Source organism: Hyphomicrobiales bacterium, assembly GCA_017642935.1.
Lineage (GTDB): Bacteria > Pseudomonadota > Alphaproteobacteria > Rhizobiales > MH13 > MH13.
In genome coordinates, this window is the sequence record JAEPOK010000001.1 from 1455059 (window position 1) to 1468071 (window position 13013).

Below are 13013 nucleotides of genomic sequence, written 5' to 3' on the forward strand. Positions count from 1 at the left end.
AAGGGAGGCAATGCAATGCAGCGCATGGGCATGGTGATCGGGATCAAACCAGACCGCATCGCCGACTACAAACGCCTGCACGCCGACACATGGCCGGACATCCTGGACATGATCTCCAAGTGCAACATCACCAACTATTCCATTTTTCTGCGCGAGCCGGAGAACCTGCTTTTTGGCTACTGGGAGTACACCGGCACTGACTTTGAAGCCGACGCCGCAAAGATGGCGGCCGACCCGCGCACGCAAGAATGGTGGGATGTGTGTATGCCCTGTCAGGCGCCCCTGGAAACCAGAGAAGAGGGCGAATGGTGGGCGATGATGGAAGAGGTATTCCATCATGACTGACGCTGCACAAGCTGACCCACGCATCGCCAAGCTAACAGCCTGCTACACCGCCGTGGTGCACGATGTGATGCGCGGCATGGGTCTGCGCAACTTCACCCTGCCGCCAGCCCTGCGTCCCCTGCAACCAGAGCGCACCCTGACCGGGCCTGCCTTCACCATTGAAGGGCGGCTCGACGAAAGCGCTGATGCGCACGACACGCTTCTGGCGTGGACGGGGCTGCTCTCTAAAGCAAAGGCCGGCCACATTTGGTGCTGCCAGCCCAACACGCATCAGATCGCGCAGATGGGTGAGCTCTCGGCGGAGACGCTGCACAAAAAAGGTGTGCTGGGCTGCGTCGTGGATGGCGCGCTACGTGACACCAACTTCATCCTGAATCTTGGTTTTCCCTGCTGGGGTACCCACAATACGCCGCGCGACATTGTCGGCATGTGGCTGCCGACCGCCACCGACGTTCCCATCACGATCGGCGAGACGCGCATCGAGCCCGGCGATTGGCTGCACGGCGACCGCGACGGCATGGTGCGCATACCGGCGGCAATCATTGATGAGGTGATCGATGCTTCGGTGCAGGCCATGGCGACGGAGAGCCTGGTGCGAAAAGCGATCCTGGAGGGCATGGATCCGCAGGACGCCTATCTGAAACACGGAAAGTTTTGAGCGATGAAGATCACCGAGTTTGACGTGCGGTGTTGTCACTATGACGGATCGCTCATGGAGGGCCACGAAGGCCGCGATGCGCAGGCCAAGCCGGGCATGGAATTTCTGGTCTACACGCTGACCTGTGAGGATGGCTCTTCGGCTTCGATGTTCGGTTTCGCCGGCCGATCAGCCTTGGGCGCAGGCCATTTGGCCGCCGCATCGTTGCGTGACTTTTTTGTTGGCCGCAACGCGCTCGATCGCGAGAAAGCCTGGCAGGATTGGCGCACTGCCGACCGCTGGTGGCACCATTTGCCAATCTACACCTATGGCCCGGTGGATTGCTGCCTATGGCTCCTAGGCGCCCAGGCCGCGCAGCAAGCTTTGTGGCGCTACATTGGTGGCGCGCGCAGCCAAGTGCCGGTCTATTGCTCTTCGCTCGTGCTACCCGACGCTGACGCTTACGTCGCCGAGGCTCTGGCCGTCAAAAAGGCTGGTATGAAGGCCTACAAAACGCACCCTCCCGGGCGCAGCGTGGATGAGGACATAGAGATCCATCGCGCCGTACGAGCCGCCGTTGGCGATGATTTCACGCTGATGGCCGATCCAGTGCAACCCTACACGCTGGAGGAGGCCATTCGCTTTGGCCGGGAATGCGAGAAGCTGGGGTTTCTTTGGCTTGAGGAACCCCTGCCCGATGAAGCGTTCGGCGCACTGCGCGAGCTCACCCGGGTGCTGGATATCCCTGTGGTTGGGACGGAAGTTCTTGCCAAGCACCCTTATTCCATCGCCGAGTGTCTGGCGACGCGCGTGGTCGACGTGGTGCGTGCCGACCCCAGCTGGACCGGCGGCATCACTGGCAGTCTGAAAACCGCGCGGCTTGCCGAAGCGTTCCACGCCAATTGCGAGTTGCACACCACGATTTTGCATCCGCTGGAGCTGGTGAACCTGCATCTCAATGGCGCCGTCGCCAACTCCAGCTATTTCGAGCTGCTTTGGCCAATGGAAAAGTTTGATTTCGGCCTCAAAGAACCTCTGCCCATCAAGGATGGTATTGCGACCATGCCCGAGGGCATCGGTCTTGGCATCGAGCTGGACTGGGATTTCATCGACAACACGACCTTTGAACGGCTGTAGCGCGGCCCCCATGACCCAGCCAGACACCGACCCACGCTTGCTGATGTTGGCTCCTGGCGACACGGTCTACGTGCTGCGCGCTGCCATCGAGGCTGGCGAGAGGATCATGGTCGATGGTCAGCCGGTGACCGTGGTGAGCCGTGTCGGCATGGGCCACAAGCTGGCCGCCAAAGCGATCAAGCCGAACGAGAAAGTGATCAAATACGGTGCGCCGATTGGTTCAACGACGCAGGCCATCGCGGTGGGCGACCATGTGCATCTTCACAACCTGAAAAGCGACTACACGCCGACGTATGCGCTTGCCGACAACCAATCAGATCTGGGAGCAAACGCATGACGCAACTCACCGGATATCTGCGAAGCGATGGGCGCAAAGGCATCCGCAACCTGGTGGCCGTGGCCTATCTGGTGGAATGCGCTCACCACGTGGCACGCCAGATCGTAGCGCCCACACCGGAGGATGCGCATGTCGTTGGCTTTCCCGGCTGTTTTCCCAACCCGTATGCCCAGTCGATGATGGAGCGACTGTGCACGCATCCCAACGTGGGAGCCGTGCTGTTGGTGTCATTGGGCTGCGAAAGCTTCAACCGGCATCAGCTGGAAAAGGTGATCAAAGACAGCGGCAGGAAGGTGGCGACAATTGTGATCCAGCGCGACGGCGGCACACGGTCCACCATCGCCCAAGGCCGTGCCTTTGTTGTCGAAGCTATTGAAGTGCTGGCAGGCGACCAGCGCGTGCCGATGGACGTATCGGAACTGGTGATCGGCACGGTGTGCGGCGGCTCCGATGGCACATCGGGCATTTCCGGCAACCCGGCGGTGGGACTCGCTTTTGATCAATTCGTGGCGCAGGGCGCGATCTGTATCTTTGAAGAAACCGGTGAGTTGATCGGCTGCGAGGACATTATGGTGTCACGCGCCGCCACGCCGGAACTCGGACAGGAACTGCGCGCGGCGGTTGATAAGGCCGCCCGCTACTATGCGACCCTTGGCTTTGGAAGTTTTGCAGCCGGAAACGCCGATGGTGGGCTCACCACCATCGAAGAAAAGTCGCTGGGCGCCTATGCCAAATCCGGTCAGTCCCAGATATCAGGTCTCATCAAACCTGGTGACATCCCGCCGCGCGGTGGCCTCTATCTTATGGACGTGGTTCCCGATGGGGAGGTCCGGTTTGGCTTCCCGAATATTTCCGACAATGCTGAAATCGTCGAGATGATGGCCTCTGGCGCCCTGATAACCTTGTTCGTCACTGGGCGCGGTTCGGTGGTCGGGTCTGCGCTCGCACCGGTCATCAAGATTGCTGCCAACCCGCAAATGTATGAGCGTCTGGAAGAGGACATGGACATCAATGCCGGCCGCGTGATCTCTGGCGAAGCCACGCTGGAAACAGTGGGGCGAGAGATCTTCGACCTGACCATCCGCGTTGCCGACGGTGAACCGACCAAATCCGAAGACCTCGGACACACCGAATTCATTCTCACCTACAAGAGCTTTGAACCCATCGGGCCATCGTGCCTGCCGGTTTGAACCGCAACAATCCAAGAAGGACCATCCATGGGAAGACTAAACGGCAAACGCTGTTTCGTGACCGCTGCAGGGCAAGGCATCGGCCGGGCATCCGCGCTGGCGATGCAGGCCGAAGGCGCACATGTGGTTGCAACCGACATCAACCGGGACGCTCTGGCGGAACTGACCGACCAGGGCTTGCAAACGCAAATACTGGATGTGCGCGATCCTGACGCCGTTATGCAGGCAGCCCGCGACGCCGGTCGCACCGACGTTCTGTTCAACTGCGCCGGGTTCGTCGCGGCAGGCACGATCCTGGATTGCGATGAAGATCAATGGGCGTTCTCTCTCGATCTCAATATGACGGCCATGTACCGCATGCTGCGCGCCTTCTTGCCCGGCATGTTGGAGAACGGCGGTGGGTCGATCATCAACATGGCGTCGGTGGCATCCTCAGTAATCGCGGCACCCGGTCGGTTTGTTTATGGCGCCACAAAAGCTGGCGTGGTCGGGATGACCAAAGCCGTGGCGGCAGATTTTGTCGCGAAAGGCATTCGCTGCAACGCGATCTGCCCAGGGACCGTGGAAAGCCCGTCGCTCCATGAGCGCCTGGAAGCAACTGGCGACTATGAAGCGGCGCGCAAGGCCTTTGTGGCACGCCAACCCATCGGCCGCATCGGCAAGGCCGAGGAGATCGCCGCCCTGGTCGTCTATTTGGCGAGCGATGAGTCCGCCTACACGACCGGCGTCGCCCATGTGATCGACGGCGGCTGGTCCAACATCTGACAGCGCGAAAAACCAAGGGAGAACGCCATGATACCGCTCATCGATACGCACCAACATTTGGTCTACGCCGACGACCTACCCTATGGCTGGACCTCAGGGATCCCTGCCTTGGCAGGACAGTCCTTCACGCTGGAGGATTACAAGAGCCTGACGGCCGGCCATGGCGTTAACGGCACGCTGTTCATGGAAGCAGCGGTGGATGATGAGCGCTGGAGCGAGGAAGCGCCCTTCATTGCAGCCATTGCCAAGCAGCCGGGCAGCGGCATTGCCGGGCTCATCGCCACCATCCGCCCGGAAAGCGATGACGGATTTGATGCGGAGCTCGAAAAGGCCAGTGAACTGGGCATTGTTGGCTTCCGCCGTATCCTCCACGTGGTGGATGACGCGATGTCGCAATCAAACACGTTCCGGACCAACGTGCGCAAGATTGGTGCGGCGGGCAAAGTGTTCGACATGTGCTTTCTGGCGCGCCAATTGCCCATCGCGCGTGAGCTCGCAAAAGTCTGTGACAACACAACGCTTGTGCTCGACCATTGCGGTGTGCCTGATATTGCCGGTGGTGGGTTGGACCCGTGGCGCGCCGACATGAGTGCGCTGGCCGAGATGCCAAACGTGAACTGCAAGCTGTCGGGCATCTTGTCCTACTGCAATCCCGACGCCGCCAATTTGGAGAGCATCCGACCCTTTGTGGACCATGTGCTTGAGGCCTTTGGCCCGAACCGTATGGTATGGGGTAGCGACTGGCCGGTGGTCAACATGACCAGCGATCTGCCGTGCTGGCTCAGCATCACACAGGAAATCCTGGCGTCGTTGTCACCCGACGAGGCAAAGGCGATCGGATCAGCCAATGCACAGCGGGTTTATCTGAAGGAAGCTTAGCACCGCTCACGCCTAGGTTCGTTGCTTTTTTAGGTCCTGGCAAGGACGACCTGCACATTGAAGGAGAAGCTGGCCGCGATCGAACGAGACTGTGTTGCTCCTTTGTATAGGCTGTCAGCTGAGTACTGTTCGAACGGGTCTGACGTTTCGTCGTCGGCACGCGAGGTCGCTGAGTTCTTCTGTTTAGCAAGCAAGAATGCCAAACATCGTGTCGATGCCATCCTTAAGGCCGCGCTGGCCCTGCTTCAGAAGCCAGACTAACGCGCGATAGCGAAATCCATCTTGGCGATCGACCCCAGTCGCTCTCAACCCCAAAAGGGCCGGAAGGCCGGTTCACAGATCATGGTGCAGGGTGCACAGTTGCACCTTATGGATTTGCGCCAACTGAAATCCTTCATTGCAGTCGCTGAAGAGCTGCATTTTCGCAGGGCAGCGGAGCGGCTCGGCATGGCCCAGACGGCCCTGTCGTCCCAGGTGCGCAGCCTTGAGGAGGAGCTCGGCTTCCCACTGCTCTTTCGCACGACACGCCATGTCAGCCTGACTCAGGCCGGTGCGGTGTTTCTCGATGAAGCCCGGGCTGTGATTGAACGGCTCAACACAGGCGTGGAGCGGGCGAGCATTGCAGCATCGGAAGGCCTCAATCGCTTGCGCTTGGGTGGGATAGACGCCGCCCTTGTTTGGTTTCTGCCACCCGTGATGGACCGGTTTCGAAAGCGTTTTCCGGAGATTCGCTTGCCCCTGACGGAAGTATCGGCGTCCAAACAGCAGGTTCAAGAACTGCTCAGCCACCGGATTGATGTCGCCTTCTTTCGCCCGCCCACAACGCTAGAGGGCGTCAACTGGGAGACGCTGTTCGAGGAGGATGTATTTGTCGCCTTGCCCGCCTCGTCGCCGCTTGCTGAACGCAGCTCACTTTCGGCGCCGGATTTGCAAGACACCAAGCTGATCACCTATGCGCGTCACGCCCGCCCCTTGCTGTCGGCTATGGTTTTACAAAGCTTTGAGGCCGCCAATGTCCAACCGGACATCGAGTTGGAGGTATTGGAGAAATCAACGCTATTGGCGCTCGTTGCGCAGGGTGTTGGTGCAGGCCTGGTTCCGGAATGGACCACGCAAACGCCGGTGAAAGGCGTCACCTTCCTCCGCTATGATAGCGCTATTGAACCCCTCAAGTTTGGGGTTGCCTGGCGCCAAAGCGATGATGGTGAAACCTTGCGTGCCTTTCTTCATCTCACACGCGAAGAGTCCGCACGGATTCAAGCGCGGTTTGCGGCTTCCAATTGAGGCGCCGGCTCTGCGCCAGCGTCGACAATCTGATTGAAAAAGGGCAGCCACTCGGCCAGCACCGCTCCGGGACACTCTTCAGCCAGATAGTGACCCCCCGGCAGGCTGCGCCCACGTACATCACTGGCCCGCTTGCGCCAAAGCGACAGGCAATTGAAGTGTGCTTCGATGGCCCCCTTATCGCCCCAGAGTGCCAGAACAGGCATCGGCAAAGGTTGAGGGTCGTCGTCGTCATGCGCGATATCGACGCCATAGGCGGCGCGATAATCCTCACAGCTTGCGTGGATCACCGCCGGATCACGAAACGCCGCCAGATACTCATTAAGCGCTTGCCGATCGAAGGGGAGCGCACCAGCCGAACCTGAACAGCATTTCTTGCACCAAAAATAGTCGGGATCGGCACCGATCATCTGTTCCGGCATCGGGCTTGGTTGGATCAGCCAGTACCAATGCCAATAGGCGGCGGCAAAGGCGGAGGTCGCGTCAGCATACATCTCACGGGTCGGCGCAATGTCGAGCGTTGCAAGGCCCAAAACCTTGTCAGGATGGTCGGCAGCCAAACGGTGGGCAACGCGAGCCCCGCGATCATGGGCGCCGATCAAAAAACGCTCATGCCCTAGTGAATTCATCGCACCGACCAGATCCGTCGCCATAGCCCGTTTTGAGTAGGCATTGTGATGCGCATCGCTGGTCGGTTTGGCTGAGCGTCCATAGCCGCGCAAATCGGCACAAACCACCGTGTAGCGCTCCGCCAAAACTGGGGCGATCTTGTGCCACATCGCCGAGGTTTGCGGGTAGCCGTGCAACAGCAGAATCGCCGGTCCACTGCCGCCAATGCGGATAAAAACCTCCGACCCATCAATCGACAGGAGCTTTTCGTCGAACCCATCAAAGAACGTCTCGGCATAAGGCGCATCGCTGAGGATGCGAACAGGGTCAATCATGGCGCTGGGTCCCGTCACGGTCATCACACCGGTCATCTCACACGCGCACTGCGGCCATTTATATCAAAAAATTGCACAATAGTTTCCGCTCAATCCATCCGCCTCGGTGCCCTTAGCCTTGCAGGGAAACAACGGGAGGAAAACCATGAAACTTACACGTCGATCCTTTGCGCAAAGCCTGTTGGCCGGCAGTGCCGTCACGCTGGCTGCCCCTGGCATTCTGCGCGCTCAATCCTTTCCATCACGGCCAATAACCTACGTTATTCCCTTTAATCCCGGCGGCGAAAGCGACGTTACCGCGCGCTTCCAGCAGCCGTTCATGGAGGAAATTGCTGGGCAAAGCGTCGTCATCAGTTCCCGCCCAGGCGCGGGCGGTGCCACGGCCTGGGCGCAGCTCAATGGTTTGGAGTCCGATGGCCATACGATCATGAACACGATCGTACCGCACACCATCCTGCAACCGGCCTTGCGTGATGTTGGCTATCAGATCGATCAGATCAACAATGTCTACTTCTTCCACTACACGCCAGACGCGGTGATCGTGCGGGCCGACAGCCCTTATCAATCGCTGCAGGATCTGATCGACTTCGCGGCCGCCAATCCGGGCGCTTTGACCCTTGGCGGTTCAGGCACCAACACCGCCAACCATCTGGCGGCCACCATCTTCGGCCAGCTAACCGACAGCCGCGTCACCTATGTGCCCTTTGGCGGATCGGCACCTGCGATGGCGGCAGTGCTGGGTGGCCAGATTGGCGGAGGCATGAGTTATACCACCCAAAGCATCAATGCCGGTGACCAGGTGCGCACCCTTGCCGTGGCCACCGAGGAGCGTGTGGCCGCCATGCCCGATGTGCCCACCTTCAAAGAACTGGGCATCGACCATGTCGGCGGGGCTTATCGCGGTGTGGCTGTACCGGCCGGAACGCCCGAGGACATTAAGCAGCGCCTGTCAGACATCATAGGCGAAATCAACGCCACCCCCGCCTTCCAGCAGCAGATGATCGAGGCCGGTTATGTGCTGGCGGATATCCCCCTTACGGAGGTCCCAGCCTTCCTCGAAGAGCGCAAAACTGCCTACGCATCGGCCATCGAGCTTTTGCGCGGCGCCTAGCGTCTCTGCCTTGCGCCTGGCGGTTGACGATCCCGCCAGGCGCACTCTTTTTCCGAGGTTTTCATGCTCGAAGCCGTCCTCTCGGCGCTGACGCCGTTCAATCTTGTGCTCGCGTTTGTTGGCGTCGTACTTGGTACACTGATCGGTGCGCTGCCCGGCCTCTCAGCCACCATGGCCGTGGCGGTGCTTGTGCCGTTCACCTTCACCATGGACCCGGCGTCGGGGCTCATCGCGCTGGGTGCGGTCTATACGGGGGCCATTTATGGCGGCGCCTATGCCGCCATTTTGGTCAACACGCCCGGCACGCCAGCCGCCATCGCCACGTCGCTGGATGGCTTTCCGATGGCCAAGCGCGGCGACGGTGATTTGGCTGTCACCATCTCCTGTTTTGCATCGGCCTTTGGCGGCATTGTCGGTGCGCTAGCACTCCTGATTGTCGCGCCGCCCTTGGCCACCATCGCACTGAGCTTTGGGCCGGTGGAATACTTCTGGTTGGCGATCTTTGGCCTGTCGCTGATTGCGGTTTTGTCTCGCGGCGCGACACTGAAAGGCATCATTGGCGGGTTTATTGGCCTTGGCCTGTCAACCGTGGGGTCGGCCGTCATCGGCGGCGATGTGCGCTACACCTTCGGCGAACCAGCCTTATTGGGCGGCATCCACATCATCCCGGCGCTTATTGGCATCTACTGCGTGCCGGTGCTTCTCAATATGGTTGGCAACAGCGATCCGCATATTGAGCGTGCCGAACGTGGACGCGGCACACGCATACCCGAAGCCTTGGGGCATTTGTGGCGCGGCAAGTTCAATCTGGTCCGGTCATCCGTGGTCGGAACAGTGGTCGGCATCCTTCCCGCCGCTGGTGGTGCGGTGGCAGGGCTGGTTGCCTATTCGGAGGCGCGGCGCACATCCAAACACCGCAAAGACTTTGGCAAGGGCGCACCTGACGGGGTTATCGCTTCGGAATCCGCCAACTCGGCAACGGTCGGCGGTGGGTTCGTGCCAACCCTTGTGCTGGGCATTCCGGGCACACCGCCAGATGCGGTGATTTTGGGTGCGCTGCTCGTTCAGGGCATTCGCGTTGGGCCCCAGCTCTTCACCGAGCAAGCCGATTTGGTGTTCACATTTGTCTTCGGATTGTTGATTGCCACGGTGCTGATGATCCCAACCGGCCTCGTTATTGGCCGTTCCGCCTATCACGCGATCTCGTCCATTCCGAAATCCGCGCTGGCGCCGGCCATTGGCGTTCTCATCGTCATTGGATCGTTCGCCGTTGAGCAAAACGTAATGCACGTACTGATGATGGTCATTCTCGGCGGTTTCGCGTGGGTGGCGCTACGTCATGGCTTCGAGCCTTCGCCCATCGTGCTCGGCCTGATTCTCGGACCGATCGCGGAACAGGGTTTTGTGCAAGCCTGGCTGATCGGCACAGCATCTGGCGATCTGTGGGGGCAATATTTTGGCCGCCCGATCTCGCTGGCAATCATCTTCTTCACGCTTCTCACGCTGCTATGGCCGATCTGGTCGGACAGACGCGCCGCCCGCAAGGAGACGCGCCATGTCTGATGAACTATCTAGTGCTGCTTCGGATGGAGCGGCAGCACGATTGCGTCATCGCGACATGCTGCCAGCGCTCGTTCTATTCGCGCTTGGAGCCTATGCGATGTGGGAGGCAAATGCCATGTCGGTCATGGGTCGTGTGTTCCCAACGTTGGCGAGTATGGGTTTGTTGCTGGGCTCCATCGCACTGGCCACGCGAGCGTTCATCTGGCAACCCGCACCGGTCTTCGCGGTTGGGACAGTCGCACGTCCTCTCCTGCTTCTTGCGGTCCTTATTGGCTGGGCGGTGTTTCTTCCAGTGGTCGGCTTCGTCCCGGTTTCTATCGCTGGAGCGTTGCTCGTAAGCCTTGTTGCCGAGCAGGAGCAGCGCACACGCCGTGGGCTTTTGATCCAAGCGGCCGGACTTATCACCCTTGTCATGCTTATTGCTCTGGTTTTCGGCCAGTTCCTAAAGGTCAACCTGCCATGATCCCGTCTTCTAGTGCCAAGTCGCTCACTCTGTACGAAAAGCTTGTTGCCCAAAACACTGTGCGTCGCATCGATGATGAAACGGTGCTGCTCTACGTCGATTTTCACATCATGAATGAGTACACCTCGCCGCAGGCCTTCGCTGGTTTGCATGCGGCAGACCGTGAGGTATGGCGACCGGACGCCCACCTCGCCGTCGTTGATCATGTCAATCCAACGCGCCCTGTGGCTCGCGTTGAGGACATTCAGGATGAGGGCGGTCGACTGCAAATCCAAACGCTCAGCGCAAATTGTGAGCGTCATGATATTGAGCTGTTTGACCTGTTCGATCCGCGGCAGGGCATCGAACACATCGTCGTGCCAGAAAATGGCATGGCATGGCCTGGCATGGTGATCGCCTGCGGCGATAGCCACACCACCACGTATGGCGCGTTTGGAGCGCTTGGGTTCGGCATCGGCACATCGGAGATCGAGCATGTGTTGGCCACCCAAACACTTGCCTATTCGGTGCTCAAGCCGATGCGCGTCACCATCAACGGCGCCCTCGGACCGGGCTGTACCGCCAAAGATATCGTGATGGCCTTCATCGCTGAAGTTGGTGCAGCAGGTGCCTCCGGCTTTGCCGTTGAGTTTGCGGGAGAGGTGATTACCGCGCTCGACATGGCCGGTCGAATGACGATCTGCAACATGGCTGTGGAGGCTGGAGCGCGAGCCGCATTGATCGCGCCTGACGATCAGGTTTTCGCCTATCTTGAGGGTCGTGATCGCGCACCAAAGGGTGACGCCTGGACCAGTGCCCTCGCCTACTGGCGCACATTGAAAAGCGATCCTGATGCGGCCTTTGCACGCGAAGTCGCCCTGGACGCCACGGCCATTGCGCCGCTGGTCACCTGGGGGACGTCACCCGATCAAGCTCAGCCTATATCCGGCTCCGTCCCCTCACCACAGTCGCCAGCCGACGAACGCGCCTTAGCCTATATGGGCCTCAATCCGGGCACGCCGCTGACGGAGATTCCCATCGACCGGGCGTTCATCGGCTCGTGTACGAACTCCCGCATTGAAGACCTGCGCCGCGCTGCAACCATCATCAAAGGCCGAACCGTGGCGCCGCAGGTTACGGCGATCGTTGTGCCAGGCTCCAAGCAGGTGCGTGCTGCCGCTGAAGCGGATGGATTGGATCAGGTGTTTCTTGAGGCAGGTTTTGAATGGCGCGGATCGGGCTGTTCCATGTGTCTTGCCATGAACGATGATGTCGCTGCGAATGGCGAACGCTGCGCAAGTTCGACCAACCGCAACTTTGAAGGCCGACAGGGCAAGGGCGCGCGCACCCATCTGATGAGCCCGGAGATGGTCGCTGCCGCAGCTGTGACTGGTTATCTGGCCGACGTTCGGGCCATGGATCGGAGCGCATCATGACTCCATTCACCAGGCTCACCGCCATTGCCGCGCCGCTGCCGCAGCCCAACATCGACACCGATGTTATCATGCCCAAACAGTTCCTGAAACGGATCGACCGGAAGGGGCTCGCCGAAGGCGCGTTTCACGATCTGCGCTTCACAAATGGTCAGCCAAACCCTGAGTTCATTCTCAACCAACCGCCTTATGTTGGCGCGGAAATTCTCGTGTGCGGCGACAATTTCGGCTGTGGCTCGAGCCGGGAATACGCCGTCTGGGGCCTGATGCAGCTTGGCATTCGCGCGATCATCGCACCCACAATTGCAGGCATCTTTTTTGGCAATTGCGAGATGAATGGCCTGTTGGCGATCACCTTGCCAGAAAACGAGGTGGCGACGCTTTTGGATCGTGTCGCCAACCCCGAGGATGCGACGCTCACGATCAATCTGCCGAACCAAACGATTGAAATTCCGAGCCTTGATCCGATTACCTTCAAGATTGGCGAGGCGCGCAAACGCAACCTGATGACCGGCGTCGATCATGTGGGCCAAACGCTTGCCTTGTCCGATGAAATCAAAGACTTCGAGTCTGAGCAGCGCAACGCGCAAAACTGGCTCTGGGGCCAATAAACCTTCTGAACAGCCGGGCTATCAGCTCACACAACGTGGTCGAACTCAAACACCTGGGGGGGGATGACGAACGACACGTTCCCTACTCCCACTCTATCAATTCTTGAGCGTCTAAGAAGTTGAGTTTTCGCAGGTTTTCCAAGCTGCGAGAGCCACATTCCGTCAAATGGTTAGCTTGTTGAAATAACTATAAATTTTGCGATTCATACTCTCGTGATCAGTTCAAATGCCACGCCGTTTGCACTAACGTCTCGAGACCTTTGGATTGATCAAGCACAGATGATTGTTGCTACACTCATAAAGTCGGCAATATCGACACCATTTGAGTGTCAGTT

Annotated in this window: 14 protein-coding genes; 13 read left to right on the top strand and 1 reads right to left on the bottom strand. The window is 59.3% G+C overall.

Translation table 11 applies throughout. The features are described 5' to 3' along the window. Window positions 1–15 precede the first annotated feature (15 nt). The 8 genes from JJ917_06860 to JJ917_06895 all read left to right on the top strand — a co-directional run bounded on the left by JJ917_06860 (window position 16) and on the right by JJ917_06895 (window position 6574). Window positions 16–345, top strand: a complete 330-nt coding sequence (locus tag JJ917_06860) for an L-rhamnose mutarotase (GenBank protein ID MBO6698530.1) — start codon at window positions 16–18, stop codon at window positions 343–345. Continuing rightward, window positions 338–1003: an RraA family protein gene (locus JJ917_06865; GenBank protein ID MBO6698531.1), complete on the top strand. Its 666-nt coding sequence runs from the start codon at window positions 338–340 to the stop codon at window positions 1001–1003. The genes JJ917_06860 and JJ917_06865 overlap by 8 nt, the downstream gene beginning before the upstream one ends. 3 nt (window positions 1004–1006) lie before the next feature. After that, complete coding sequence (locus JJ917_06870; GenBank protein MBO6698532.1) at window positions 1007–2119, top strand: mandelate racemase; 1113 nt, start codon at window positions 1007–1009, stop codon at window positions 2117–2119. A 10-nt stretch (window positions 2120–2129) separates the two neighbouring features. Then, window positions 2130–2456, top strand: a complete 327-nt coding sequence (locus JJ917_06875; protein ID MBO6698533.1) for a UxaA family hydrolase — start codon at window positions 2130–2132, stop codon at window positions 2454–2456. After that, complete coding sequence (locus tag JJ917_06880) at window positions 2453–3646, top strand: UxaA family hydrolase (protein MBO6698534.1); 1194 nt, start codon at window positions 2453–2455, stop codon at window positions 3644–3646. Before JJ917_06875 ends, JJ917_06880 begins: the two co-directional genes overlap by 4 nt. 27 nt (window positions 3647–3673) lie before the next feature. Next, window positions 3674–4411, top strand: a complete 738-nt coding sequence (locus JJ917_06885) for an SDR family oxidoreductase (protein ID MBO6698535.1) — start codon at window positions 3674–3676, stop codon at window positions 4409–4411. A gap of 30 nt (window positions 4412–4441) precedes the next feature. Continuing rightward, window positions 4442–5290: an amidohydrolase gene (locus JJ917_06890; GenBank protein MBO6698536.1), complete on the top strand. Its 849-nt coding sequence runs from the start codon at window positions 4442–4444 to the stop codon at window positions 5288–5290. A gap of 342 nt (window positions 5291–5632) precedes the next feature. Next, window positions 5633–6574: a LysR family transcriptional regulator gene (locus JJ917_06895; protein ID MBO6698537.1), complete on the top strand. Its 942-nt coding sequence runs from the start codon at window positions 5633–5635 to the stop codon at window positions 6572–6574. Here the strand turns inward: JJ917_06895 and JJ917_06900 are convergent. Then, window positions 6547–7542: an alpha/beta hydrolase gene (locus JJ917_06900; protein ID MBO6698538.1), complete on the bottom strand. Its 996-nt coding sequence runs from the start codon at window positions 7540–7542 to the stop codon at window positions 6547–6549. The two genes, JJ917_06895 and JJ917_06900, sit on opposite strands and share 28 nt — an antisense overlap. A 121-nt stretch (window positions 7543–7663) precedes the next feature. On the opposite strand from JJ917_06900, the gene JJ917_06905 reads away from it, so the two are divergent. From JJ917_06905 to leuD, 5 genes are all read left to right on the top strand, one after another. Continuing rightward, window positions 7664–8629, top strand: a complete 966-nt coding sequence (locus JJ917_06905) for a tripartite tricarboxylate transporter substrate binding protein (GenBank protein MBO6698539.1) — start codon at window positions 7664–7666, stop codon at window positions 8627–8629. 63 nt (window positions 8630–8692) lie between these two features. Next, a complete protein-coding gene (locus tag JJ917_06910) occupies window positions 8693–10192 on the top strand; it encodes a tripartite tricarboxylate transporter permease (GenBank protein ID MBO6698540.1) in 1500 nt (499 codons plus the stop codon). Then, on the top strand, window positions 10185–10655 hold the full coding sequence (locus JJ917_06915) for a tripartite tricarboxylate transporter TctB family protein (GenBank protein ID MBO6698541.1): 471 nt from the start codon (window positions 10185–10187) through the stop codon (window positions 10653–10655). The genes JJ917_06910 and JJ917_06915 overlap by 8 nt, the downstream gene beginning before the upstream one ends. Beyond that, window positions 10652–12070 carry a 3-isopropylmalate dehydratase large subunit gene (leuC, locus tag JJ917_06920; protein MBO6698542.1) on the top strand — a complete coding sequence of 473 codons (1419 nt, stop codon included), beginning with the start codon at window positions 10652–10654 and terminating at the stop codon, window positions 12068–12070. The genes JJ917_06915 and leuC overlap by 4 nt, the downstream gene beginning before the upstream one ends. Beyond that, entirely contained in the window at window positions 12067–12678 is a 612-nt protein-coding gene (gene leuD, locus JJ917_06925; GenBank protein ID MBO6698543.1) for a 3-isopropylmalate dehydratase small subunit, read from the top strand. The genes leuC and leuD overlap by 4 nt, the downstream gene beginning before the upstream one ends. Window positions 12679–13013 lie beyond the last annotated feature (335 nt).